This is a genomic window from Hymenobacter properus (assembly GCF_015694735.1).
Lineage (GTDB): Bacteria > Bacteroidota > Bacteroidia > Cytophagales > Hymenobacteraceae > Hymenobacter > Hymenobacter properus.
Map to the genome: position 1 here is coordinate 48058 of NZ_JADQDP010000007.1, position 23673 is coordinate 71730.

At 65.0% G+C, this 23673-nt stretch carries 21 protein-coding genes; 12 read left to right on the plus strand and 9 right to left on the minus strand.

Features of this window, described 5'->3' with window-relative positions; all coding sequences use genetic code 11:
- Positions 1-39 precede the first annotated feature (39 nt).
- Positions 40-1923: an alpha-amylase family glycosyl hydrolase gene (locus I2I01_RS21480; protein WP_211538089.1), complete on the minus strand. Its 1884-nt coding sequence runs from the start codon at positions 1921-1923 to the stop codon at positions 40-42.
- A gap of 190 nt (positions 1924-2113) precedes the next feature.
- On the opposite strand from I2I01_RS21480, the gene I2I01_RS21485 reads away from it, so the two are divergent.
- Positions 2114-2800 carry a hypothetical protein gene (locus tag I2I01_RS21485; RefSeq protein ID WP_196288584.1) on the plus strand — a complete coding sequence of 229 codons (687 nt, stop codon included), beginning with the start codon at positions 2114-2116 and terminating at the stop codon, positions 2798-2800.
- Between the two features lie 75 nt (positions 2801-2875).
- Entirely contained in the window at positions 2876-3283 is a 408-nt protein-coding gene (locus tag I2I01_RS21490) for a DUF6960 family protein (protein WP_196288585.1), read from the plus strand.
- 138 nt (positions 3284-3421) lie between these two features.
- On the opposite strand, the gene I2I01_RS21495 is transcribed toward I2I01_RS21490, so the two are convergent.
- The 3 genes from I2I01_RS21495 to I2I01_RS21505 all read right to left on the minus strand — a co-directional run bounded on the left by I2I01_RS21495 (position 3422) and on the right by I2I01_RS21505 (position 7104).
- A complete protein-coding gene (locus tag I2I01_RS21495; protein ID WP_196288586.1) occupies positions 3422-4768 on the minus strand; it encodes a YfcC family protein in 1347 nt (448 codons plus the stop codon).
- A gap of 170 nt (positions 4769-4938) precedes the next feature.
- Positions 4939-6102 (minus strand): hypothetical protein, encoded by a 1164-nt coding sequence (locus I2I01_RS21500; RefSeq protein WP_196288587.1) that lies wholly within the window; start codon positions 6100-6102, stop codon positions 4939-4941.
- 21 nt (positions 6103-6123) lie between these two features.
- Positions 6124-7104, minus strand: coding sequence for an SPFH domain-containing protein (locus I2I01_RS21505; RefSeq protein WP_196288588.1), 981 nt, complete (start codon positions 7102-7104; stop codon positions 6124-6126).
- Between the two features lie 101 nt (positions 7105-7205).
- Here I2I01_RS21505 and I2I01_RS21510 point away from each other — a divergent pair, with 101 nt between their 5' ends.
- The 4 genes from I2I01_RS21510 (at position 7206) to I2I01_RS21525 (ending at position 11514) form a co-directional block, all read left to right on the plus strand.
- On the plus strand, positions 7206-7451 hold the full coding sequence (locus I2I01_RS21510; protein WP_196288589.1) for a hypothetical protein: 246 nt from the start codon (positions 7206-7208) through the stop codon (positions 7449-7451).
- Positions 7452-7500: 49 nt separating this feature from the next.
- Positions 7501-8496 (plus strand): alpha/beta hydrolase family protein, encoded by a 996-nt coding sequence (locus I2I01_RS21515; protein ID WP_196288590.1) that lies wholly within the window; start codon positions 7501-7503, stop codon positions 8494-8496.
- 51 nt (positions 8497-8547) lie between these two features.
- Positions 8548-10113: a glycosyltransferase family 39 protein gene (locus tag I2I01_RS21520; RefSeq protein ID WP_196288591.1), complete on the plus strand. Its 1566-nt coding sequence runs from the start codon at positions 8548-8550 to the stop codon at positions 10111-10113.
- Between the two features lie 126 nt (positions 10114-10239).
- Positions 10240-11514, plus strand: a complete 1275-nt coding sequence (locus tag I2I01_RS21525; RefSeq protein ID WP_196288592.1) for an energy transducer TonB — start codon at positions 10240-10242, stop codon at positions 11512-11514.
- Positions 11515-11580: 66 nt separating this feature from the next.
- On the opposite strand, the gene I2I01_RS21530 is transcribed toward I2I01_RS21525, so the two are convergent.
- Positions 11581-12108, minus strand: a complete 528-nt coding sequence (locus tag I2I01_RS21530) for a 2'-5' RNA ligase family protein (RefSeq protein ID WP_196288593.1) — start codon at positions 12106-12108, stop codon at positions 11581-11583.
- Positions 12109-12303: 195 nt separating this feature from the next.
- On the opposite strand from I2I01_RS21530, the gene I2I01_RS21535 reads away from it, so the two are divergent.
- Both I2I01_RS21535 and hutI read left to right on the plus strand, forming a co-directional pair.
- Positions 12304-13431, plus strand: coding sequence for a spore photoproduct lyase family protein (locus I2I01_RS21535; protein WP_211538090.1), 1128 nt, complete (start codon positions 12304-12306; stop codon positions 13429-13431).
- Between the two features lie 250 nt (positions 13432-13681).
- A complete protein-coding gene (gene hutI / locus I2I01_RS21540) occupies positions 13682-14944 on the plus strand; it encodes an imidazolonepropionase (protein WP_196288594.1) in 1263 nt (420 codons plus the stop codon).
- Positions 14945-15086: 142 nt separating this feature from the next.
- Here the strand turns inward: hutI and I2I01_RS21545 are convergent, their stop codons facing one another.
- The 3 genes from I2I01_RS21545 to I2I01_RS21555 are packed head-to-tail and all read right to left on the minus strand — an operon-like array spanning position 15087 to position 18485.
- Positions 15087-16070 carry a hypothetical protein gene (locus I2I01_RS21545; RefSeq protein WP_196288595.1) on the minus strand — a complete coding sequence of 328 codons (984 nt, stop codon included), beginning with the start codon at positions 16068-16070 and terminating at the stop codon, positions 15087-15089.
- Positions 16071-16099: 29 nt separating this feature from the next.
- On the minus strand, positions 16100-17917 hold the full coding sequence (locus I2I01_RS21550; RefSeq protein WP_196288596.1) for an outer membrane beta-barrel protein: 1818 nt from the start codon (positions 17915-17917) through the stop codon (positions 16100-16102).
- Positions 17910-18485: an RNA polymerase sigma factor gene (locus tag I2I01_RS21555; RefSeq protein WP_196288597.1), complete on the minus strand. Its 576-nt coding sequence runs from the start codon at positions 18483-18485 to the stop codon at positions 17910-17912. The genes I2I01_RS21550 and I2I01_RS21555 overlap by 8 nt, the downstream gene beginning before the upstream one ends.
- Positions 18486-18811: 326 nt before the next feature.
- Here I2I01_RS21555 and I2I01_RS21560 point away from each other — a divergent pair, with 326 nt between their 5' ends.
- Together I2I01_RS21560 and I2I01_RS21565 are read left to right on the plus strand one after the other, a co-directional pair.
- Positions 18812-19606 carry a PhzF family phenazine biosynthesis protein gene (locus I2I01_RS21560; protein WP_196288598.1) on the plus strand — a complete coding sequence of 265 codons (795 nt, stop codon included), beginning with the start codon at positions 18812-18814 and terminating at the stop codon, positions 19604-19606.
- Between the two features lie 77 nt (positions 19607-19683).
- Positions 19684-20757 (plus strand): tetratricopeptide repeat protein, encoded by a 1074-nt coding sequence (locus tag I2I01_RS21565; protein WP_196288599.1) that lies wholly within the window; start codon positions 19684-19686, stop codon positions 20755-20757.
- Between the two features lie 8 nt (positions 20758-20765).
- On the opposite strand, the gene ruvC is transcribed toward I2I01_RS21565, so the two are convergent.
- Entirely contained in the window at positions 20766-21410 is a 645-nt protein-coding gene (ruvC, locus tag I2I01_RS21570) for a crossover junction endodeoxyribonuclease RuvC (RefSeq protein WP_196288600.1), read from the minus strand.
- Positions 21411-21542: 132 nt separating this feature from the next.
- On the opposite strand from ruvC, the gene I2I01_RS21575 reads away from it, so the two are divergent.
- Both I2I01_RS21575 and I2I01_RS21580 read left to right on the plus strand, forming a co-directional pair.
- Positions 21543-22502 (plus strand): lysylphosphatidylglycerol synthase domain-containing protein, encoded by a 960-nt coding sequence (locus I2I01_RS21575; protein WP_196288601.1) that lies wholly within the window; start codon positions 21543-21545, stop codon positions 22500-22502.
- On the plus strand, positions 22499-23671 hold the full coding sequence (locus I2I01_RS21580) for a glycosyltransferase (RefSeq protein ID WP_196288602.1): 1173 nt from the start codon (positions 22499-22501) through the stop codon (positions 23669-23671). The genes I2I01_RS21575 and I2I01_RS21580 overlap by 4 nt, the downstream gene beginning before the upstream one ends.
- The last annotated feature ends 2 nt before the right edge of the window (positions 23672-23673 follow it).

Here is a 23673-nt window from a genome sequence, read left to right on the forward strand (position 1 = left end):
CTACGCGCTGCATGACGGGTTAACGAGCAATAAGGGCGGTCACCCTTCCTGCGACAAAATGAGCACCGCGTAGGGTGCTACGCCGATGCTGCCGTGCCAGGCGTAACCGTCGTATTCGCCCGCCTCGGCATCGACGCCGAAGCTGTCGAAATCGCCAAATTCGCCGTCGTAGCCGGTCCAGTCGCTGTTGAAGCGCACCGTCCAGCGGCCGGGGCCGGGCAGGCCAATGGTATAGTTGTCGCGAGCCTGGTTGGCGAAGTTCGCCAGCACCACGGTGGTGTCGCCGGGCGTGTTTTCGCTCTGGTTCCAGCGGGCAAAGGCCACCAGCTTATCGGCGTCGTTGACGTGGAAAACGCGGGTATGCTGCCCGCTCAGGCCGCGGGTGGTGCCGTGGTAATTGCGCCGCAGCGCAATCAGGTCGCGGTAGAGGTGCACCAGGCCGGCGCGGCTTTCTACGTGGGCCCACACCAGCGGCTCGGCGTCGTTGAACTCGCCATCGGCCAGAAACTCCTGGCCCTGAAACAGCATGGGGATGCCCGGGGCCGTGAGCACCAGCGCGGCGCCCAGCGTGGTGCGCTTCTTGGAGAAGTAGCTGTCGGCCGCGCCGGGCATGATTTCCTCGGCCACGCGGCTTTTGCCGTTGGCCACCTCGTCGTGGCTTTCGGTGTAGATGACGCGGCGGAAAGCGTCGCCGTTGTAAGTCACGGCCAGGGCCTGGGCCACGGCCTGCATGTTGCGGTCGGCGTCGAAGGGCGCCGTGAGGGCCTCCACGATGGGGTACACAAACGAGCTGTCCCACTGCGAATCGAAGCCCTGGCCGCCGTTGGCCACGCTTTCGGTGATGCCGGCGTTGCCGCGCATGTCTTCGGCAATCGTGATTTTCCAGGGCATGGTCTGGTCAATCTCCTCGTTAATCCAGCGCATCAGGCTCCAGCCCTCGGGCAGGTCGTCGCCGGGGTTTTCCTCGCCCTTCACGTTGCGAATGAAGGCAATGGCGTCGGCCCGCAGGCCATCCACGCGGTATTCCTGCAGCCACATCAGGGCATTGTCGCGGATGTACTGGCGCACCTCGGGGCGGCCGTAGTCGGGGCGGTTGTGGCCCCAAGGCGTTTCGGCCTTCCAGTCGTTGTAGAAGTAGATACCACCGCCGTCGTTCTCGCTCCAGCCGTCGAACTGCCACAAATCGAGGTCGCCGGGGCCGAAGTGGTTATACACCACGTCGAGCACCACCGCAATGCCGTGCTGGTGGGCGGCCTTCACCAGTTCCTTGAAGGCTACCGGCCCGCCGTAGTCGCTTTCGAGCGCAAACGGGTTGGCAGGGTTGTAGCCCCACGAGCGGCTGCCCGGAAACTCGGTGGCTGGCAGCAGCTCGATGCAGTTGATGCCTAGGTCGCGCAGGTAGGGCAGCTTTTCGGCCACGTCGGCGAAGGTGCCCACTTTGTCGGCATCGGGGGCGTTGAAGGTGCCCACGTGCAGCTCGTAAATCACCAGCTCGTTCCAGGCCGGCATCTGGAAATTGTCGTCGGCCCAGTCGAAGTTCGGGTCGTGCACCACCGACGAACCGGCCGAGTTGGTCACCTGCCGGGCGTAGGGGTCGTTGCGGTCGAACTGCTGCTTGCCGTTGACGATGTGGAATTTGTACTCGTCGCCGGGCTTGGCGCCGGGCACGTCGAGGGCCCAGTAGCCGTCGGCTTCGTGCTGAAGCGGGTTTTTATCAGCTTGCCACTCGTTGAAGGTGCCGATGACGGACACGGCGTCGGCGTGAGGGGCCCATACCCGGAAGGTGGTGCCGTCGGCGTGAGGCACGGCACCCATGCCGGGCTGCGGCGCGGGCCCGGCGGGCTGGGGGGCAGGCTTGGGAGTAGCGGTTTTGGCGGAAGCGGTGGCGCGGGGCGCCGGTTTGGAAGCGGAAACGGTTGACATTGAAAAAAGAAAAACCCTTGCCTGGGCAGCCAAACATTCGGCCGGTGCCGGGCAAGCGGTAGCTGGACAATACGTGTTTGCCGATTTTTTGGCTAGCTCAAGCGCGGCCGCGGGGCATTTGCGCTGCTGGTCAGGGGGCTGGCTTAGGTCGTGGTTGTCGGATTGCCAAATTCTGCCGACCTTTTCGGGCATGAACACCGCCAGCCCCGCCGCCGAAGGCCGCACCACGCTCTACCACCGACGCCACGCCAAGCAGCAGGTGGGCAAGTCGCTGGGGCACATGGCGCCGGCCCTGGTGCTGTTTTTCGGCGTAGTGCCCATCCTCACGGGTGCCGAACCGTTCACGCTGCTGGCCGGCCTGGAAATAGCCGTGGGCGCGGCCTACCTCGTGCTGATGGTGCGTGAGTTGCTCCATCTGCGCCACAACCCTTTCCACCGCGAACCGGTGGCCTGGCTGGAACTGGCCGCCGCGGGCATTCTGGCCCTGGAGAGCTACCACATCTGGCACCGCCACCACGAGGCCGAGCTGGCCGGGGCGCCGCACCGCCTGCACGTGCTGCCGTGGCTGTACGCCGCGGTGGCCCTTATGTACGTGGGGCTGGCCTTCCGCCTCTCCCAACTGACAGACCGAACTTTTCTGCACCTGCACGCCGGTGGATTTGCCGTGCGCACTCAGCGCCTGGGCCCCGCGCACGAGCTCACCTGGGCCGACGTAGCCGCCGTGGAGCCCGACGGCCCCGCCGACGCGCTGGTGCACCGGACCAATGGTGAAAAGCACCGCATCTCGTTTGCCAACACACACGACGGCGCTGCGCACCGCGACCGCCTGTTGGCGCACGCCGCTGAGCACCTGGCCCCTGCGCCCAAGGCAAACTAAAACCCTGCTCGCAGCAACTTCGGCTGGCTATTTGGGGTTTTACAGGTAATCTTTGCCCTGCCCTTAACCTGCCCAATGCCCCGTCCCAAACCCGTTGTTTTTGGCCTCTACGGCTGGTCGCCCGATTACGGCTTCCGCTACATTCACCCCGCCAACCGCCGCTCGTTTGAGCTGCTGGAGCCTGTAGGCAAGCTGTTTGAGAAAATCAGCGAAGATGATGAAGGCGAGTGGCTTACCCTGCGCTACGACGAGCAGCAGTTTCTGGTGCGGCCCGAGCTGTTCAAGGAAATTTACCACAAGCCGAAGTTTAGCTTCGGCGATGCCGTGGAGGAGGTGACGCCCCAGCCGGGTCAGTACCGCCACTTCGGACACGTGTCCGACGTGTTTTGGGATGAATCGACGGACTCGGCTTCTTTTCAGATTGTGGAGCGCAAGCGCAAGCTGCCACGCGTGTTTACAGCCAGCGAGCTGCGGGCCGATTAGGTTAACTACTTGCCCCAAAATCGGCTGTCATCCTGAGCGCAGCGAAGGACCTTCTCACGTTGAATAATTCTGACGTGAGGAGGTCCTTCGCTGCGCTCAGGATGACAGCTGATTTCGATTTCTCCTTACTGCGCTGCTTTAGACTCCCAGCCAAATACCGGCCACCACGCCGGCCACACCCAGCGCCAGTAGCATCGCATACAGCGGCCACACGTAGCGCAGCCATTGGTCGAAGCGCAGCTTGCAGATGGCCAGAATGGCCAGCAAAGAGCCGTTGGTGGGGGTGATGAGCTCGCAGAGCCCGGCGGCGTACTGAAACGCCAGCACCACCACCTGGCGCGACAGCCCGATGATGTCGGCCAGCGGCGCAAACAGCGGCATGGTGAGCGTGGCCTGTCCGCTCACGCTAGGCACGGGGAGGTGCAGGGCGGTTTGCACCACCATCATGCCCAGCGCCGAGAGCGTGACCGGCAAGTGCCCTAGCGGCGCCGACAGGCCCTGGACGATGGTATCGACGATGTGGCCCTGCTCCAGCACCACGAAAATGGCACGGGCAAACCCAATGAGCAACGCCGAAAAAGCAATGTCGCGGAAGCCTGTCACGAAGCCTTCGGCCGTGCCCGACAGGCCCAAGCCGCCCAGCAGCCCGGCCCCCACGCCGAGTATGAAAAACAGCGCGCCCATCTGGTCAAAGTCCCAGCCCAAACTCACCACGCCGTAGCCAAAGATGCTGAAGCACACCAGCAGCAACAGCAGCACCAGGCCGTGCCGGCCGGCGCCGCGGGCATCGGCGGCCACCTCTGCAGTGGTGATTTCCGGGGCCACGCGGTGGCGAATGGCGTGGCGCATCACGCCCGCAATCCAGAGGGCCACGGCGGGCAGTAGCAGGGCCAGCCGGTAGCCGCCGCCCGAGAGCAGCGGCAATTGCGCCAGCTTCTGGGCCACGCCCACCTGAAAGGGATTGATGGGGCTGAATGCGGCCCCCACGATGGCGGCACCCAGGCTAATTGCCACGGCCGTGATGACGGGATAGCCCAGCCGCCGCGTCAGCACCAGCAGCACCGGCATGAGGGCTACTATTTCCTCGCCCATGTTTTCCAAAGCGCCCATGGTGGCAAAGAGCAAACTCACGACGGGGATGACCAGCACCTCGCGGCCGTGGGCGCGGGCCAGCAGCCAGTCGACGCCGTGGCGCAAGGCGCCGGTTTGGTCGAGCACGGTGAAGGCGCCGCCGGCCAGGAAAATCAGAAAGATGACGCCCGCGGCGTCGGCCATGCCCTTGGGGATGTCCACCAGCATGTCGAGCGGGCTTACGGGCGTGGCCGGCACGCGCTGGTAGGAGCCGGGCACCACCACCTCACGGCCGGTGGCTTGGTTTTTCTGGCGGGCAAACTGGCCGGCGGGCAGCACATAGCTCAGTGCCGCGGCCAACATGATGAAGCCCACCAGCAAGACGAGCGGGTGGGGAAAGCGAAAGGTGTTCATGGGAAAAAGAAGCGCCGGTCGGGTCGCAGAATGCGGCGCGAAGGTAGAAACGCAATGGTTGGAGTTTCTGCGGCCGCGCCTGCTGGATGCCATGTGCTCAGCGTGCCAGTGCCTTCGTTAAACGACGAGACTACGACTCTTGCTTCTCTGCCTCGTGCTGGGCAAGCTGCCTACGGCCGGTAGTTAAAGTGCGTCCGAACCGTGGTGTGGCCGTGTGCGTCGTTCCAGATATAAAGCGCCGCTCCGGCCACCAGCAGCCCAAGCAACACCAGCAACAGCACCTTCCAGAACGAGAGCGGGCGCGAGCCGGAAACCTTGCCCGTCTGGCCATTCACCAAGAAATGGTAGAGCTTGCCGCGGTAGGTGTAGGCGCAGAGCCACAGCGGCAGCAGCAGGTGCTTAAACGACTCGTAGCTGAGCGAGGTATCCACGCGAAGGTCGCGCTGGGTGTCGCCGCCCAGCAGCTCGGAGCAGGCGTCGCGCTCGCGCTGCCGGATGATGTCGTGCGCCTGGGCCCGGCCGGCGTGCAGGTCGAGGTCGTACACCTCGGCTTCCCAGCCCAGCAGCACGCGCGGGTCGTAGTCCACCACCTCCTGCAGGTCGTAGTCGAGCACTTCTTCGGCATTCTTGTGGTGGCGGGTGAGGCCGCGTGAGGCCGGCAGCAGCAGGTCGTCGTAGAAGTCGTCGTGGGTGCCGCTGTGGTGGGTCCAGTTGGTGCGCCGCTCCTGGCGGGTCACGCGGTTGCCGCGGCCGTCGGTGCCGCTCACAGTCACGTAGTAATAGTCGCCCCGCTCGCCGTCCCAGTCGGAATGCGCTTCGGCGTCAAAGGTCCAGAAGGGCACGTACATGCCGTGCAGGTTGTCGAGGTTGGCGGCTTTGGCCAGGTCGTTGGGCGCCAGCCAGCTCGTGCCAATCCAGCGCCGAAACCGCTCCACGGCCGCCTCCCGGCTCAGGCGGAAGGGCAGCACGCCGGCGGGCTCAATCAGGCGGGTTCGCTGGGCTTCGGGGTTGATGGCCCGGCTGCCGCAGAAGCCGCAGTTCAGCGTGGGCGCGTCGGCCGCCACGCGGGTGCGCGCCCCGCAGCTGGGGCAGCTAAAGAGCTGCTGCTCCACGTAGCGGCTGGGGTCCAGCTCCTGGTCAATGTCACCGGTCAGCTCGTTCTCCTTCAGGCGGTTTTGGCTGAATTCCAACGCCTGCGTAGCACCGCAGTGGGTGCAGCCCAGTTGCTGGGTATCGGCCTGAAACACCAGTTGGGCGCCGCAGCCGGGGCAGGGCGCCCGCAGCAGGTCGGTTTCGCGCAGTTGGCGGAGCGTGGCTTCGGTGGCGGGGTCCATTGGGGGCAAACAACAAGTCGTTTACAGTCGCGCCAGCAGCTCGGCCTTCTTGGCGTTGAATTCTTCCTCCGTCAGGATGCCGTCGGCTTTGAGCTGGCCCAGGTCGCGGAGCAATTGCATCACCTGTTCCTTGCTGGGGCCGGCGGCCGGGGCGGCGGGCGCGGTGGCGGCGCCCATCATGTTGCCTAGGCCGCCCAGCAGCACGGCCGCCCCGCCGATGCCGCCTTCCTGCTCGGCCGCCTTCTCCACGGCCATGCCGGCCTGGAACTGCTGGAAACGGGCCATGTCGCCGGCCATGTTCATCTGCGAAGTTTTGTCGAGGAAGGCTTCGACCTCGGCCGGCAGGCTGGCGTTTTCGAGATAGAAGCGCGTGAGCTCCAGTCCGTAGGCGCCGAAGTCGTCTTGCAGCAGCGGGCGCAGCCGCTCGCCCAGCTCCTGGTAGTTGCGGGCCAGGTCGAGCACCGACACGTTGGCCTCGGCCAGGGTGTCGGAGAATTTATTGACGATGGCCGAACGCAGCTGCCCTTCTACATCCGAAATGCGCACCACGGAGTTGGTGCCGGCAAATTCGGTGAGGAACTTGGTTGGTTCGCTCACGCGCAAAGCGAAGGTGCCGAAGGCCCGCACCCGCACCTGCTTAAACTCGGGGTCGCGCAGAATGACAGGGTTGGGCGTACCCCACTTCAGGTTGGTGAACTGCTTGGTCGACACGAAGTAAACGTCGACCTTAAACGGCGACTCGAAGCCGTATTTCCAGCCGCGCAGGGTGGTGAGCACGGGCATGTTGTCGGTGCTGAGCACGTGGCGGCCGGGGCCGTACACATCGGCCACGCGGCCCTGGTCGAGCAGAATGGCCACCTGCGACTCGCGCACGGTGAGCTGCGCGCCGTTTTTGATATTATTCTCGTGGTCCGGAAATTTCCAGATGACGGTGTCGGTTGAGTTATCAACCCAGTCGATAATCTCAATCAGCTCGTTGCGGATAAAGTCGAAGAGGCCCATACGGCGGCAAGCAAGGTGGGTAGTATTTTGGTGCAACCTAAGGAGAAAAACCGACAACCGAAACGGCCCGCAGCCACCTCATCTACCGCCCATCTAGTTTCATGAAGCTCACCGAATTCAAAGCCCTGCACCAGCGCCGCCAGGCCGAGCACCTCGCCCGGCACGGCACCTGCCTGGCCGAGCGCCAGGAAGACAGCTTCGACCTGACGCTGTATGCCGTGGAGGGCTTCTACGCCGAAATCTGGCGCAGCCGTGGCGAGGAGCACATCCTGTTCATCCACGTGTTCCAAAAGCCTGCGGGCCTAGGCGACTACCTGCGGCTGGTGCAACTGCCCAGCGGCCTCTAAAGTCCTTGCGCCGCCCCGGCAGCGTAGCCGGCGGCCATATAAACGCTGGATGCGGCACCTTTTCCTTTTGCTGGGGCTATGGCTGAGCCTGAGCCGCCCGGCTTTCGCCCAAACTGCGGCCCCACGCTCGCCCGAGTCCTTCGGCTACCGCCGCCACGTGGTGATGTTCGGGCGCGACAGCGTGCAGCTGCTGCTGCTCTCAAAGCCCGGTGAGGAGCAACGGAAGAAGCCGCTGCTGCTGTGGGAGCAGGGCTCGCTGCCCATGCCGCTGGTGCTTTATGATGAGCGCGGGGCTTATCCGGTGTTTCCTTTTCATCCCAAAAAGGTGCTCGAAAGCTGCCACCTGGCCATCATCAGCAAGCCCGGCCTGCCGCTCACGGCCGACGTGACCGGGAAAAACCCCAACATCGTCTTCACCCAGACTCAGCCGCCGGCCTACTACTGCGCCCGCAACTACCTCGACTACTACGTGCGGCGCGACGAGGCCGTGCTGCGCTACCTTAAAAAGCAGCCCTGGGTAGAGGCTAGCCGCGTCGTCATCGGCGGGCATTCGCAGGGCAGCGCGGTGGTGGCACACCTGGCCGCCATTCCAAGCCTGGTGAGCCGCGCCGTGTACCTGAGCGGCAACCCCTTGGGCCGGCTCATGTCGATGCTGGCCCTGGACCGGCAAGCGGGCGACACGGCCGGCGTGGCCGGCACCTTCCGGCGCTGGCAGACCGTGGTGGCCGACCCCACCCGCACCGACTGCCTGGGCGACGACCCGCGCAACACCTACGGCTTCGCGGCCTCGGAGGTGCCGGTGCTGCTGCGCACGCGCGTGCCGGTGTTCGTGGGCTTCGGCACGCTCGACAGGGGCGTAGCCGGCGACGACTACTTGCGGCTGGAAACCATTCGGCAACACCGCACCAACTTCACCTTTCGGGAGTACCCCGGCCGCGAGCACAACTTCTTCGGCTTCAAAGACGGCCAGATTAACTATGACGACTTCTACTGGGACCAGGTGGGCGAGGACTTTCTGTGCTGGGCCGGGCTGTGGCCGCAGTAGCGAAGCCGCTGCCGGGCCACGGTTGCGGCGCCTGCTACTACCTTGCCGCGCATGAAACGCCTCCTGCCGCTCGCCTTCGCTCTGGTCAAGTTCGTGTCGGGCTATTTCCTCATCAGCCCGCAATACGAGCTTCAGCGCGACGAATACCTCTACCTCAACCAGGGCCAGCACTTGGCCTGGGGCTACCTGGAGGTGCCGCCGCTGCTGGCCGCGCAGGGCTGGCTGACGCTGGCACTGGGCGGGGGCGTGGGCTGGGTGCATTTCTGGCCGTTTCTGTGGGGCGCGGCCACGGTGTACCTGGTGGTGCGGCTGGCCGGGCGGCTGGGCGCGGGCTGGTTTGGGCAGGCGCTAGCGGGCACCTGCTACCTGGCGGCGGCTTTCGCGCGGCTCAACCTGCTGTTTCAGCCCAATTCCTTCGAGGTGTTTGGGTTCGTGCTGGCGCTGTATGCGCTGGTGGGCTTCGAGCAGGAAAAGCGGCCGCGCTACCTCTACCTGCTGGGCGCGGCGCTGGGCCTGGGCCTGCTGAACAAGTACACCACGCTGTTTTTCATCGCCGCGCTGGGTGGCGCGCTGCTGCTCACCCACTGGCGCCGCCTGCTGCTGAACCGGCATTTCTGGGGCGCGGCGGCGCTGGCGGGGCTGCTGTGGCTGCCCAATGCGCTGTGGCAGGTGCGGCACGGCATTCCATTTCTGCACCACATGGCTCTGCTCAAGGAAAGCCAGCTGGTGCACGTCAACCCCCTCGATTTCTGGAAAGCCCAGCTGCTGATGAACCTGCCCGCCACCTGGGTGTGGCTGCCGGGCCTGCTGGCCTTGCTGCTGAGCCGGGCGTTTCGGCCGTATCGGGCCGTGGGCTGGGTTTCGGTGCTGGGCGTGGGCCTGCTGGCCGCTCTGCACGGCAAGGATTATTACGCGCTAGGCTACTACCCGGTGCTGTATGCCTTCGGGGCGGTGTGGTGGGAGGCGCGGCTGCGCCCGTCGCAGCGGGCGGCCCGGCCAGTTGGCTTCGGATGGAAATCGGCTTTGCGGCTGGCGCTGGTGCTGCTGCCGCTGGCCTTTCCCGTCTTTTTTGCGCCCATTCTGTTTCCCTTGTACAGCCCCGCCACCATGGCCGCGCTGCAGCCCAAATACGCCCCGCTGGGCGTGTACCGCTGGGAAGACGGCCAGAACCACGCCCTGCCCCAGGACTACGCCGACATGCGCGGCTGGCGCGAACTAGCCGACAAAACCTGGTCTGCCTATCAAAGCCTGCCCGCCGCGGCCCGCGCCCATACGCTCATTCACTGCGCCAACTACGGCCAGGCTAGCGCCATCAACTACTACAACCGCCGCCGGCCCCTGCCCATTGCCAACAGCCTCAACGGCAGCTTCATTTACTGGTACCCGCCGCTCGATTCCTGCCAGGCCATCCTCATCATCGACGACGAGCTGCACCCTGAGCTGGCTTCGCACTTCGCCTCCTACCGCCGTGTGGCCGCCATCACCGACCCCTACGCCCGCGAGCGGGGCACGGCCGTCATCATCGGCCTGCGGCCCGATAGGGCGGTGCTGGCTCAGATTCGGCGGGAGCGCCAGGCGGAGCTGGACGCCTGGGAAGGGCCAAAGGCGTCGGAATAGGTATGGCGCCGTCGCGGAGCAGATGGTACCTGCTTGGGCCGGCGCGGTATTTATGGGCGGGCCGCAATATCTTGCTGCTGCGAAACCGCCTGCCATTTTCGCAGTCAGCCTCAGCCTCTTCTGCATATGCTCCACCCTTTTTTCGTTGCCTGCCTGGCCCTGGTCATCGCGCACACCAGTCTGTCCACCGCCGCGGCCCAGGCAGCGCCCGATGCGCTGGCCCCGGCCCGGCAGCACTTCCTGCACCAGGAGTACGGGGCCGCCAGTGCCAGCTACCAGCGGGGCCTCAAGCAAACCCCTGGCAAGCCGCGGGATTATTACCAGGCGGCGCAGGCGGCCGCCCGCAACCACGAGCCGAAGCGGGCGCTGGATTGGCTGACCCAAGCCGTTGCCAAAGGGTATTTCTCGGAGGAGCAGCTGCGGACGGAAGAGGACTTTGCCTCGCTGGCATCCCAACCTGCCTGGCCGCGGCTGCTGACGCAGGCTCGCACCAAGCAGCAGCAGCACGAAGCCGCGTTCGACCCGGCCCTGGTGGCTTTGCTGAAGAAAATTCAGTACCAGGACCAGCAATATCGCCTGGAGGCCAAAGCGGCCGAACGCAAATACGGCATCAACGCCCCGCAGATAGACCAAGCCATGCAGCAGCAAGGGCGTGTGGATATCCGGCTGGCCCAGCAGGTTGACAGCCTCATTGCCCGGCACGGGTACCCGGGCCGCTCGTTGGTGGGAGAGTACCAGAAGGGGGCGGCCTTTTTCGTGATTCAGCACAACCCCGATGAAAAATACCTGCCCTTGCTGACCGCCGCCGCCGACAAAAAGGAGTTAGCGTGGTCGTCGGTGGCCATTTTCATCGACCGTATCAAGAAGGGAAGGGGCGAGCCGCAGGTTTACGGCTCGCAGTTCAACGGCCAGGCCGATGGGCACTACCTGCTTCAGCCCATTGAAGACGAACCTCAGGTGGACGTGCGCCGGGCCAAGGTGGGGCTGCCGCCCTTGGCGGAGTATTTGCAGCAATGGGGCATTGCCTACCAGGTGCCCACCGCCACGCACAACCCCAACCCGCCCACACTTTACGCCCCTTCGGCCGCAGCACCGGTGGCTGCCGCCCGCGAGGCATCGGCGGTGGAATTGATTGGAAGCTACGAGGCGCTCAAGGCCCAGGTACGGTATCCGGCCGCCGCGCAGGCCCAGCAAGTGCGGGGCAAGGTGACGCTTCAATTGCGGATAGACCCAGCGGGCGTGCCGCAAGATGTTGTAGTAGTCAAGGGTCTGGGTTACGGCTGCGACGAAGAAGCCGTCCGGGTGATGCGCGCGGCGCGCTACCAAAACCCGGCGGGCCAAGAACACGAAATCCGGGTGAGTTTGCCTTTCCCGTATGTGCCGGCACCGGTGGAGCAATAGAAGGCTTTCGGACGCCTCATCCCATCCAAACCACGCCTGGACATTCTCCCACCCGGCCAGGTGCGCTTACTGCCCTGAGCCCCCAAACGGAAACTTGGCCAGGCTTTCCCACGGCCCGTTGCGGTAGGCCCACAAGTGCAGCCCCGTGCCCACGGCCTCGAAGGGCTTGAACGTGGCTTGCAGTTCGGCCAGCAGCTGCCGGGCGGCGGCGGGGTCTACTTTGTTTTGGATGGTGACGTGTGGCTGCAGCTTCTGCTGGTCCTGGGGCGTGAGGTAAGCGGCGAAGGCGGTTTGCAGGCGGCGGTGCAGGGCGCGTAGCTCGTTGTTTTCGAGGGTAAAGGCCACGCCGCGGCCCAGGGAGCGCAGGCCGGACACTTGCAGCGACAGCGGTTTCTGGGCCTGGCTGAATTGGCGAAGCTGCTCGCTCACGGCGGCTCGCTCCGGGCCGGGCAGGTGGTGGAACAGAGTGAGGTGGGCGGCCAGGTAGTTGATTTTTGGCGGGAAATGCTGCTGCCGCAGGTCGTTGAAATACGCCTGTGAATCGGCGTCAAGCGCAAGCGTGAGAATGAGCGGAGCGTCGTCGGGAAGGAACATATATTGGGGTAAGCAGAAGGCTAAAATGGGTACGCAAATCTGCTGGTCGGCGCTGTATTTCGGGTGGTTTTAGATGAGTGTTTAGCAGGTGGTATTTCGAGCAAAAAGGCTGATTGCTGACGATTTTAAGCTGTTTTTACGGACTTTATTTCCAGCCAAAAGCGTTGAGCTACTATCCGTCACCAACCCGGTTTTATGCTGACTTCTGGCTCGCTCGTTGCCCTTTCCGATACCTTGCTCACCGACGTGCCCGCGCCCGCTCTGACGCCCCGCGCGCACTCGGCCAAGCTGTGGCTGCCGCAGCGCGTAGTGTTCACGCCCGATGCGCTTGATGAAGAATTCGGCCAGCAAATCCTGGCCCGCGTCACGGCCCAGAACTTGGAGGTGGAGTTTCTGAAAAGCAACCGCCTCACCGGGCTGCGCGACCCCGACGGCGACGTGCGCGCCACCTACCGCACCGCCAAAAACACCCTGGCTGTGGTGAAGGCCCCCGCCGGCGCCCTACGCCTGCAGCCCACCCCGCCCTCGGCCGACTGGCAGCTGAACCTGGCCGAAGGTTGCCCCGCCCACTGCCAGTACTGCTACCTGGCCGGCTCGCTGAGCGGCCCGCCCGTAGTGAAGGCCTTCGCCAACCTGCCCCAACTCCTGCAAAACACCGCCAGCTACGAGCAGCCCGGCCGTGTCGTCAGCTTCGAGGCAAGCTGCTACACCGACGTGCTGGGCATTGAGCACCTCACCGGCAGCCTGGCCGAGGCCGTGCGCTACTTTGGCCAGCGCGAAGGCGCCCAGCTGCGCTTCGTGAGCAAGTACAATCACATCGATTCCTTGTTGGGCCTGCCGCACCAGGGGCGCACCCGCGCCCGTTTCTCGCTCAATGCCGAGGCCGTGGTGCGTCGCCTCGAAGGCGGCACGGCCTCGGTGGAGGCCCGCATTCAGGCGTTGCGCCGGCTAGCTTTGCCGGTGGCGCAGGGCAGGGGCGGCTACCCCGTGGGCGTGGTGCTGGCTCCCATTATGCCCATCCCCGGCTGGCAGCAGCACTACACCGAACTGTTCGACCGCCTGCAGCAAGCCCTGGATTTTGACTGCGATTTGACGGTGGAATTCATCACCCACCGCTTCACGCCCGGCTCCAAGGACGTGCTCCTGCAGTGGTACCCCAACACCAGCCTCGACCTCAGCGAGGAAGGCCGCGCCGTGAAGCGCAACAAGTTCGGCGGCCTCAAATATGTGTACCAGCCTGAGCAAATGCGCGAAATGCGGACTTGGTTCTACGCCGAGTGGCAGCGCCTTTTCCCCCACGCGCCGGTGCAGTACTGGACGTAGGCAGAAGGTCGTCAGTCATTGCGAGCGAAACGCAGTGGAGCGCGGCAATCCGTCCTGTTCTCAGCGACTCGCCTCTTAATGTGACAAAGCCCAACTAAAAAAGCCCCGGCACTGCGCAGTGCCGGGGCTTTCTGGTAAAAGGAAATGTCTGATTTCGACAGGACGGATTGCCACGGGCTACGCCCTCGCAATGACATTGCTGCGCCTTACTTATGCATCATTCCTCGCAAAGCACGCCGTTATTTGCCGCATGCTTCCCTACACCCTCGTCATTCAACACGCCGCGCAGGTGCTCACCCTGGCCGGCGGCCCCACCGACCGCCCCCTGGCCGGGCCGCACCTGAACAACTGGCACATCATTGAAAATGGCTATGTGGCATGCCAAGGCGATAAAATCGCGGCCGTGGGCCCGATGGCCGAACTGGACCACACGCTCATCACCGCCGGAACCCGCCTGCTTGACGCCACCGGCCGCGTGGTGATGCCCGGCCTGGTAGAGTGCCACACCCACCTCGTGTTCGGCGGCAACCGGGCCCACGAGTTCGAGCGCAAGCTGCGCGGCGAGAGCTACCTCGACATTCTGGCCAGCGGCGGGGGCATCCTGAGCACCGTGCGGGCCACCCGCGCCGCCTCGGAAGAGGAACTTATGGAAAATGCCTTGCATCACCTGGAGTGTTTCCGCCGCTACGGCATCACCACGCTGGAAGCCAAGAGTGGCTACGGCCTCGACCGCGACACCGAGCTGCGGCTGGTGCGGGTGGCGCGGGCGGCCGGGCGCCAGCAGCCGGTGCGGGTGGTGCCCACCTTCCTGGGTGCACACGTGGTGCCACCCGAGTTCAAGGAAGCCGGGCCGCGCGCCTACGTCGATTTCATTTTGCGCGAGGTGCTCTCAGATTTGAAAGGAGAGGCGGCGTTCGTGGATATTTTCTGCGAGGAAGGGGCCTTCCCGCTAAATGTGGCGCGCTACTTTTTGGGGCAGGCCCACAAAATGGGCTTCGGTTTGAAAATCCACGCCGAGCAGCTGCACGACATGGGCGGCTGCGAAATGGCCGCCGAGCTGGGCGCCACCAGCGTTGACCACTGCGACTATCTCACGCCCGCCGCCGCCGCCCGCATTGCCCAGCAAACCGATGGGCGCACCGTGGCCGTGCTGCTGCCGCTGGTGCCGCTGTTTTTGCGGCAGGAGAAGTACGCGCCCGGCCGGGAGTTTATCGAAAACGGCTTGCCTGTGGCCCTGAGCACCGATTTCAACCCTGGCTCCTGCCCTAGCAAAAACCTGTGGCTGGCGCTGTCGGTGGCCTGCCTCAAAATGGGATTCACGCCCAAAGAAGCCGTGGCCGCCGCCACCCTTAATGCCGCCTGGGCCATCGGCCACGCCGCCGACTGCGGCAGCCTGGCCCCTGGCAAACGCGCCGATGTGCTGGTGCTGGACGTGGGAAGCGTGGCCGAAATCCCGTACTGGCTGGGCGAAAACCCGGTGCGCGACGTGGTGATTGGCGGCGAGAGTGTTTAGAATGGGAATTGAATAACGGCCCGTCATGCAGCGCGCCGCGAAGCATCTCGCGTGGGGGAGTAATTCAATCGACAGAATTAGTTGAAGCACGCAAGAAGCTTCGCTGTACTCTGCATGACGGCCTTTTTCGTTCTGACTTAATTTAAAGCTGCTGCATCAGCTGTGCTATTTCGGCCGCAGTATAAAGCTGCAGCTTTGGAGCGTACACCGCGTTTTGGTGCCAAGTGAGGCGCTCTACCCCGAAGTACAGCTGGCCGTCGCGCAGCTGCTCCACAATGACTTGCGTGTCGGTGCCCTCGGGCAGGTGGTTTTGCCACAGTGTGGGGTCGGAGGTGGCAAAGGTGCGGCTGAGGCTGGTGTAACCCACCGGGCGGAGGTACACCCGGGTTTCGGTGGCGCCGGCTGGCACGCGCACCCGAGCCGTGGTCCAATTTGCATTGTTGACGGGGCGCCAGTACTGGTCAAAATTCAGCCAGCTAATCGTGTCCAGCGGGAAATTGACGTTGTAAAAACCCCCGCTCGGGCGCACAGGGGGCCAGCCCGCAGTGCCGCCTTGAATGGCCGGCCGCCAGCCAACGGAGTCGGCCGCGCCGTTCACCACTGCGTTCTGGGCCAAGGGCATGGCCCACAAGAACATGCGCGTGGTGTCGAGCCCGGCCGCCGGCACGGGCGCGCTGAGGCGGGCAAAACCGGTCGTTCCAGGCGTTGTGCCAATGAACGGAGTGCTCCAGCGCAGGCGGGTGGCGCCCTGCCACGCCTGCACGTTGTACTCGCCGCCCGACACCAGCAGCTGCGCCGCCGACACGGCCAGGTTGGTGTGCATGCCGGTGAGCAGCATGTCGCCCACTGTGCGCAGCTCGCGCACCCGTAGCGTGGCCATGCCCGTGGCCACGGCGTTGTTAGGCAGCACCAGCGAATTGGCGCCGAACGTAATGGTGGCACCGCCCTGGGTGTGCAGGGTTTGCGGCAGGCTTAAATTCACGGTGAACGTTTGCACGGCCGGCGCAAAAGCGCCGTTGGCGGCAGCCAGGGAACTGGCTGCGGGGCTGTATATCACCAAGTCGTCGTGGCGGCAACTGCTGGCCAGCAGCAGCCCGGCCAGGCTTGTTAGCACAAGTCGGTTCATAAAAAAGAGGCGGAAACGGGGGAGTTGCGCTACGGCAGGTCGTATGACACGCCCAGCAGCGCCGTGGCCCCGAACAGGTGGCGAATGGAATAGCCGCTCACGGGCTTGGCCAGCGGCGTGAGCAGGTAGCTGGCCGTGGGCTGGGCCAGCAGCTGCCAGGGCCCGGCCAGGCGGTAGCGCACTTCGGCGCCCAGGTTGGCGGCCAGGCTCAGGCTGCGGTAGGGGCTGCCCGAGGCGCTCCAGGTTTTGGGCTGGCAGGCGCAGGGCGAGCCCTCGGTGGAGGTGCCACCCAGGTAAATGGCCGCATCGAAGCCACCCAGCAGGCCCACCTGCCAGCGCGGCCCGGCGGTCCAGGCGTAGCCGACTCGCAGCGGCACCGTCAGGAAGCGGTAGGTGTCGCGCTGACGAATGGTGGTGCCGCTGGTCCGGCTGAGGCTGTCTATAAAGGCAAAGTCGTAATTAGCCCGGGTAATCTGAGCAGCATTTACCTGCCGGATAGCCAGTTGGGTGGCGTATTCGGCGTAGCCCAGGCCGCCGCTCAGCGTCCAGTGCGGCGTGAGGGTGCGGCGGACGCTCAGCTGCGCGCCATAGCCCAGGGCCGGGCGCTCCAGCGAGGCCGCCGAAGTGGAAGTCGTGGTTAGGTTGCGGCCAGGGTTGGCGTTCGTAAAGGGCGAGGACGTGACGGAAGTGGCAACCGTGGCCGTGTTGGTGGTATAAGAGGGCGCCACGGTGCCCAGGTGGCGGTACGTCAAGCCCGGGCCCGCCACCAACTGCACCGCCCACCGCGACACCACCGTGGGCACCATCGGCGGCAGGGCTGGCACCGCCACAGGCGTAGGCATGGGAGCGGCCGGCGCGGCCCCTGCGGGCAATTGCAGGCTTATCAGGCGCGCGTTTAGCCAGTCCCATCGGGCGGTTTGGTTCGAGTGGGACTCCGCTGCCGCAGTGGCCGCCTCGGAGGTGCCGGGTGCCGGAACCGTGCCGGCTGCACCGCTGGCCAGCCTGGCATCTCCTTCGCCCGAAACCGAAGAAGCCGCCCGGCCGGTTTCTGTCGGCTTCAATGTTGCGGAAGTGACGGATGCAAAATCCGTTTGAGGGTGGCCTGCCGCGGCTGGCTGCGAAGTCCGCGCCGTAGCCACCGTGCCCCGAGCAGCTCCGCCGCCGGGCTGTTCTGTCGTTGCTGACTCATGGCCTAGGCTTGCTGCCCGGGCCGAACGAGAAAGAAGCCGCGGCCGGGCTGCTGTGGCAGTAGAGGCCACTTCGGCACCGGCCAGCGCCCGTTGGCGCCGGCTGGTGTGGCGGCTGGTTTCCAAGGCGAGGGCCGTAGTCGGCGCAATCGACCGGGCGGCCGGGTTTGCGCCACTCGGCGCTGCCGACGCTGAAGCGGCCGAAGCCATTTCACCCGGCTTGGGGCCAGTAGCAGGGGCGGCGCCATGCTCCCCGGCACTTGAATTGTTCGGCAACGAGCCCAAAGCTGAACCAGCCGAGTTCGACGATGACACTTCGCTCGACGTTTGGCCCCCTGGCATTGTAGCTACCGAATTATCTGACTGATGGTGCAGTCCATTAAGAGCTGGTTCTGTGGCCGGCCCGCGGCGCGCTGCCACGGTCGTTTGCGCAGCCGGACGGCCCGCGCGCTGCCACTGCCAGGTAGCCAGCGCGGCCACCACGAACAGCAGGCTGAGCAGCGCCAAGCTGGCCCGCCAGCGCCGCCGGCGTGGCACGGCCACGGGAGGCGGCAGCTGCTGCCGGATGCCGGCCCACAGGCCGGCCGGCGGCTCCTGGCCGTAGTCGGCCAGGCGCTTGCGCAGGGCTTCGTACAAATCTTCGGGCGTAGGGTCAGACATGACAATTCGGGGTTTTAAGGGCCGCCAGGCGAGTTTCGAGAAGGCGCCGGGCGCGGGCCAGCTGCGATTTGCTGGTGCCTTCGGCAATGCCCAGCAGCTCGCCAATTTCCTGGTGCGAGTAGCCTTCCACGGCGTAGAGGTTGAGCACGGTGCGGTAACCAGGCGGCAGGGTGGCCAGCAGCGCCACCAGGTCGTCGGCCGCCAGCTGGTCCACGGCCGAAGGCTCGGCGGTGGGCAGGCCTTCGGCCAGCTCGTCGAGGGCGTCGCCGCTGGGGCCGGGGTGGCGCAGACGGTACTGCTCCACGGCGTGCAGCGAGGTGGTGACGGCAATGCGGCGCGCCCAGCCCTCAAACGGCCCCTGGCCGCGGTACTGGTCGAGGCGGGTAAAGATTTTAACGAACGTGTTTTGCAGCGCGTCCTCCGCCTCGGCCCGGTTGGGACAGTAGCGCAGGCACACACCCATCAGGTTGTACGACAGTTTTTTATAGAGCTGATATTGCGCCGCCGATTCGCCGCGCCGGCACGCCGCCAGCAGCGCTTCATCGACGGTGACAATGGAAGGCGGCATGTAGAAAGCAGATGGCAAAGCCGGCTGTACAGGACCGGCTGCTTGGGGCCATGACCGGCGAGCGGCCGGCCGGGTTGCACGAGGCTAAAGATATTTTGAAATCGGCGGCTGACGGTTAGGCATGACGGTTGGAGCCAGCCGTCATGCCGAGCCCAGCCGAGGCATCTCGCGTGCTGAAGTAATCAAAGTCGTTGTGCTGATTAGGTTGCGTTGCGCCTGCGAGATGACTCGGCTGCGCTCAGCATGACGTTCATTTTAAATTGCTGAAACCAACCGGTGCCGTATCCTTGCCTTCGAAACCTGCCACGCTTCGCACAACCTTTCTTATGCGCTACTTCCACGTCGACGCCTTTGCCCAAAAGCCTTTCACCGGCAACCCCGCCGGCGTGTGCCCGCTCGAGAGCTGGCCGGCCGCTGCGCTCATGCAGCAAATTGCCGCCGAAAACAACCTGGCCGAAACCGCCTTCATCGTGCCCCGCACCGACGCTGCGGCCGAGTACGACATCCGCTGGTTCACGCCCGCCGTCGAAATCGACCTTTGCGGGCACGCCACGCTGGCTTCGGCTCACGTGCTGTTCACCCACCTCGGCCTGGCCGAAACGCAGGTAACCTTCCACAGCCAGAGTGGCCCCCTGCGGGTGGCCCGCGAGGCCGACGGCCGCCTCACCCTCGACTTTCCCTCGCGCCCGCCGCAGGAACTTCCCACGCACCCCACCGGCCTCACCGATGCCCTGGGCGCCACGCCGCTCCGGGTGTTGGCCTCCCGCGACCTGCTGGTGACGTTCAACTCTGAAGCCGAAGTGCGCGCCTTAAAACCCGACATGGCCCGCCTGGCTGCCCTGGAGTACGTGGGCGTCATTGCCACCGCCCCCGGCACGGGCGAGCTGGATTTTGTGTCGCGCTTCTTCGGCCCCCGCGTGGGCGTGCCCGAAGACCCCGTAACGGGCTCGGCCCACAGCACGCTCATCCCGTACTGGGCCGAAAAGCTGGGCAAAACTGAGCTGCGCGCCCGTCAGATTTCGCCCCGCGGTGGGGATTTGTGGTGCCGCCTGCGCGGCGACCGGGTGGACATCAGCGGCTACGCGGTGACGTATGCGGCGGGAGAAATCAGGGTTGGCTAGAACGTGCTTTGCGGTGGTGCTTGGTATTCTGGCTTTGGTGGTTACCTTGGCTGCAAATCGTTCGCTCTCATTTTCTTATGAAGAAGGCATTATTAGTACTGCTGTTGGCTGGTAGCATGGGGGCGGCATACGCCCAAACAAGTGGTGGCACGCCTAGTCGGGATTTGGTAGCTGAAGGCGTCAAATTGTATGACCAGGGCAAGTATGCAGAAGCCGTGGCCAAATACCAGCAGGTGCTGGCTTCGGCGCCAAATGATGAATTGGCCCTGAGCGAACTGGCCTTGGCCTACAGTGCCTTAGGCCGCGATGCTGAAACGGTCGAGATTTGCCAGAAGCTGCTGAAAGCCAAGCCTGATTCCGACGTCATGGTATACGTCACCCTTGGCAATAGCCTTGATGCGTTGAAGAAGCCGAAGGAGGCCATTCGGGTATATGAACAAGGCTTGAAGCACCATCCGGATTCTTATGCGTTGTATTTCAATGAAGGAGTGGCGCAGGCCACCAGCGGCCAAGTAGCCGCATCGGTTGGTAGTTTTCAGCAGTCGGTGGCACTCAGCCCTGGGCATACCAGCTCGCACATGAGCTTAGGGGTAATGCAGTTGAGCAATCAGGCGCGGGTGCCGGGCATCTTAGCTATGTCGCGGTTTCTGGTGCTGGAGCCCCGCGGCGCCCGTGCCACCCAGCGGCTGCCGATGCTCGACAAAGCCATGAGCCAGGGCGTGAGCCAGACCGGGGAAAAGGACGTGACAATCAACATATCCAGCGCCGCGTTGTCGGGCAGCAATGGCAAAAGCAAAGGCCCGGATAATTTCGGTCCCGTCGAGCTGATGCTTTCGTTATCCGCCGCTAATGCGCTCACGAAAGATAGCAAGAGTACCAGCAACATCGAACGGTTTGCCAAACAGTTCGGGGACTTATGCCAAACGCTTGGCGAGCTAAGCAACAACCAGCAAGGCTTCACCTGGAATTACTATGTTCCTTATTTCGTGGAGATGGAGAAAAAAGGCTTCGTACCTGCTTTCGCCTACCTCTCGCACGCCTCCCAAACCGACGTACCGGAGGTGCAACAGTGGCTGACTGCGCATCCGACCGAAGTGCAAGTGTTTCAGGAGTGGTCAAAAAACTACGCTTGGCCCAAAGCCATCCATTAGTCTGCTCGCTAAGACTTCGCCGGCGCCTTCTTCCTGCCTGCTGCCGTACTGGCGCCCACCCGCTCTGGGTTCTCGGCCAAAAATTTCCCCCAGCTTTTGCCGCCGCTGGCCGTCACGTTGTTGCCCTTCATGTAATGGTGGCACAGGGCCACGGCCAGGGCGTCGGTGGCGTCGAGGAACTTGCTGGCTTCGGCCACGGGCGGCAGCGTGAGCGTCTGGCGCAGCATGTGGGCCACCTGCTCCTTGGTGGCCGAGCCCGAGCCCGTGACGGACTGCTTCACCTTGGTGGGGGCGTACTCCACGTAGGGAATCTGGCGGGAGAGGGCGGCGGCAATGGCCACGCCCTGGGCCCGGCCCAACTTCAACATGCTCTGCACGTTGACGCCGAAAAATGGGGCTTCGATGGCCAGCTCATCGGGCAGGTACTCGTCGATGAGCTCCAGCATGCGGTCGAAAATCTGCTTTAGCTTTACGGCATGGTTCGACCCCAAGGCCTTCATGTTGATGACGTCGTAGCACAGCACGTCCACGCGCTGGCCGCGCACCTCAATCAGGGCGTAGCCCATAATCTGGGTGCCGGGGTCGACGCCCAGAATAATCTTGGGCAGCAGCTCGATGGCGGGAACGGGACGGGGGCGTTGGGGGGCAGGCATCTCACACAAAGTTACGACCCCAACCAGCCCGGTGCCGCCCCGGGTTCCGCTTCTGAGGCGGCACCGGGCCCCGGCCCCTCCCAAAAGCCGAGCGAGCCCGAAACCCGCCGCGCCCGGCAATGGCGCCGGCTGGTGTTCTGGGGCAAGGTGGGCGTGACACTGCTCACGCTGGGCCTGCTCTACAACAGCATCTTCGCGGCGCCCGACACGGCGGCAGCCTGGCGGCAACTGCTGGGGGCTACCCTGCGTGGCGCCGGGCGCGGGCCGGTGCTGCTGGCCCTGGCCCTGGTGCCCCTCAACTGGGGCCTGGAGGCCTGGAAGTGGTACCGCTTGGCCCGGCACCTCGAGCCCGTCACGTTCGGGCGCAGCTTCCGGGCGGTGCTGGTGGGCCTCACGCTGGGCTTCGCCACCCCCAACCGGGTGGGCGACTACGCCGGCCGCATCATCGAGCTCAAAAGCCGCCGGGTAAGCGCATTGGGGGCCGTTTTCCTGGGGCGCTACTGCCAACTGGTGGCCACGGTGCTGGCGGGCGTGGCGGGGCTGCTGTATTTTCTGCTGAAATTTTACCTGGCCGGCTACCCGGCCGCGGGGCTGGGCGTGAGCGTGTCGGCGGTGCTGATTTGTGCCGTGGTGCTAGTGCCGCTGTACCGGTCGCGCCTGCTGCTGGCGGCGCTGGGGCTGTGGCGGCCGCTGCGGCGGTTCCGGCCGGCGCTGGCCATCATGCCCACCTACCCGGCCCGGGCGCTCACGGTGGTGCTGGCCATTTCGGGGCTGCGCTACGGGGTGTTTTGCGCGCAGTTTCTGCTGCTGCTGGGGGCGTACGGGGTGGCCTCGCCGCTGGGGCCCGGGCTGGCTGCTGTGGCGGGCACTTTCCTGTTGAAGTCGCTGGTGCCCTCGCTCAATGCGCTGGCTGATGTGGGCGTGCGCGAGCTGTCGGCCACGCACTTGTTTGGGCTGTTAGGCCAGCCGGCGCTGCCGGTTCTGTCGGCCAGCCTCAGTTTGTGGGTCATCAACATTGCCCTGCCCAGCGCGGCCGGCCTGCTGCTGGTGCCGGGCCTGCGCGTGCTGCGCGAGAAGCGCGCCGGCCGATGATGGGCGCGGTAGGGGCGGGGCTGTTGGTGCTGCCGGCCCTGTATGCGGGCGTGATGGGCTGGCTGCGCGGTGGCTGGAAAGCCTCGCTGAATGAGGAACTGGAAATAAAAAGTGAGAAATTGGGAACACCGCCTGCTAACCCTGCATGCAGCGAGGCGCCCATCTTCTCCATTCTCATTGCCGCCCGCAACGAAGCCCAAAACCTGCCCCAGCTACTACGCGACCTGGCGGCCCAGACGCTGCCGGCCGCACAGTTTGAAGTCCTCATCGCCGACGACCATTCCACCGACGCCACGGCCGAGCTTGTGACGGCTGCCGCGGAGGTTTCGGCGTTTCCGTTGCGGCTCATTACGCTTCCCACCGGTGCTACCGGCAAAAAAGCCGCCCTTCAGGCCGCCCTGCAAGCTGCCCGTGCCCCCTGGCTCGTGTGCACCGATGCCGACTGCCGCCTCGGCCCCGGCTGGCTGGCGGCCTACGCGGCCCTCATCGCCCAAAATCCTAACGCCAATTTCATCAGTGGCCCGGTGCTGCTTACGGGGCCTGATACGCTTTTCGCCCGGCTCATGGGGCTGGAGTTTGCCGGGCTGGTGGGCGTGGGCGGTGCCTGCCTGGCCCGGCAGTGGCCCACCATGTGCAACGGGGCCAACCTGGCCTACCGCCGCGCCGCCTTCGCGGCCGTGGGTGGCTTCACCGACAACGCCCACCTGGCCAGCGGCGACGACGAATTTCTGCTGCACAAAATCCACGCGGCTTTTCCCGGCACTACCCATTTTCTGCTCGATGCGGCCGCCATTGTGCGCACGGCCGCGCCACCCACGCTGCGGGCGCTGTTGCGGCAGCGGGTGCGCTGGGCCAGCAAGTGGCGGCATTACCAAAGCCTGGCCTCGCGCCAGCTGGCCCTGCTGGTGCTAGGTGCCAACGTGGCCCTGGCCGCCGGGGTAGGGGCGGGGCTGGCCTGGCCCGCGCTCTGGCTCTGGGTGCTGGCCGCCTGGGGGCTCAAGCTGGGCGCCGATGCCTGGTTTATGGCGCCGGTATTGCGGTTTTTGGGGCGGCGCCGGTGGCTGGGGCTGCTGCCGCTGCTGCAGTTGCTGTACGCGCCGTATGCGCTGGGCGTGGGCCTGGCCGGGCTGCGCGGCGGCTACCAGTGGAAGGGGCGGGCAGTGAGCTAGGC

Bases quoted from the DNA above. Each gene is read 5' to 3' on its own strand.
- I2I01_RS21530 (WP_196288593.1), bottom strand. From the start codon at position 12,108: ATGTTCCTTCCCGACGACGCTCCGCTCATTCTCACGCTTGCGCTTGAC.
- hutI (WP_196288594.1), top strand. From the start codon at position 13,682: ATGCTTCCCTACACCCTCGTCATTCAACACGCCGCGCAGGTGCTCACC.
- I2I01_RS21500 (WP_196288587.1), bottom strand. From the start codon at position 6,102: ATGGACCCCGCCACCGAAGCCACGCTCCGCCAACTGCGCGAAACCGAC.
- I2I01_RS21580 (WP_196288602.1), top strand. From the start codon at position 22,499: ATGATGGGCGCGGTAGGGGCGGGGCTGTTGGTGCTGCCGGCCCTGTAT.
- I2I01_RS21495 (WP_196288586.1), bottom strand. From the start codon at position 4,768: ATGAACACCTTTCGCTTTCCCCACCCGCTCGTCTTGCTGGTGGGCTTC.
- I2I01_RS21560 (WP_196288598.1), top strand. From the start codon at position 18,812: ATGCGCTACTTCCACGTCGACGCCTTTGCCCAAAAGCCTTTCACCGGC.
- I2I01_RS21535 (WP_211538090.1), top strand. From the start codon at position 12,304: ATGCTGACTTCTGGCTCGCTCGTTGCCCTTTCCGATACCTTGCTCACC.
- I2I01_RS21505 (WP_196288588.1), bottom strand. From the start codon at position 7,104: ATGGGCCTCTTCGACTTTATCCGCAACGAGCTGATTGAGATTATCGAC.
- I2I01_RS21525 (WP_196288592.1), top strand. From the start codon at position 10,240: ATGCTCCACCCTTTTTTCGTTGCCTGCCTGGCCCTGGTCATCGCGCAC.
- I2I01_RS21510 (WP_196288589.1), top strand. From the start codon at position 7,206: ATGAAGCTCACCGAATTCAAAGCCCTGCACCAGCGCCGCCAGGCCGAG.
- I2I01_RS21480 (WP_211538089.1), bottom strand. From the start codon at position 1,923: ATGTCAACCGTTTCCGCTTCCAAACCGGCGCCCCGCGCCACCGCTTCC.
- I2I01_RS21515 (WP_196288590.1), top strand. From the start codon at position 7,501: ATGCGGCACCTTTTCCTTTTGCTGGGGCTATGGCTGAGCCTGAGCCGC.
- I2I01_RS21555 (WP_196288597.1), bottom strand. From the start codon at position 18,485: ATGCCGCCTTCCATTGTCACCGTCGATGAAGCGCTGCTGGCGGCGTGC.
- I2I01_RS21545 (WP_196288595.1), bottom strand. From the start codon at position 16,070: ATGAACCGACTTGTGCTAACAAGCCTGGCCGGGCTGCTGCTGGCCAGC.
- I2I01_RS21485 (WP_196288584.1), top strand. From the start codon at position 2,114: ATGAACACCGCCAGCCCCGCCGCCGAAGGCCGCACCACGCTCTACCAC.
- I2I01_RS21490 (WP_196288585.1), top strand. From the start codon at position 2,876: ATGCCCCGTCCCAAACCCGTTGTTTTTGGCCTCTACGGCTGGTCGCCC.
- ruvC (WP_196288600.1), bottom strand. From the start codon at position 21,410: ATGCCTGCCCCCCAACGCCCCCGTCCCGTTCCCGCCATCGAGCTGCTG.
- I2I01_RS21550 (WP_196288596.1), bottom strand. From the start codon at position 17,917: ATGTCTGACCCTACGCCCGAAGATTTGTACGAAGCCCTGCGCAAGCGC.
- I2I01_RS21565 (WP_196288599.1), top strand. From the start codon at position 19,684: ATGAAGAAGGCATTATTAGTACTGCTGTTGGCTGGTAGCATGGGGGCG.
- I2I01_RS21520 (WP_196288591.1), top strand. From the start codon at position 8,548: ATGAAACGCCTCCTGCCGCTCGCCTTCGCTCTGGTCAAGTTCGTGTCG.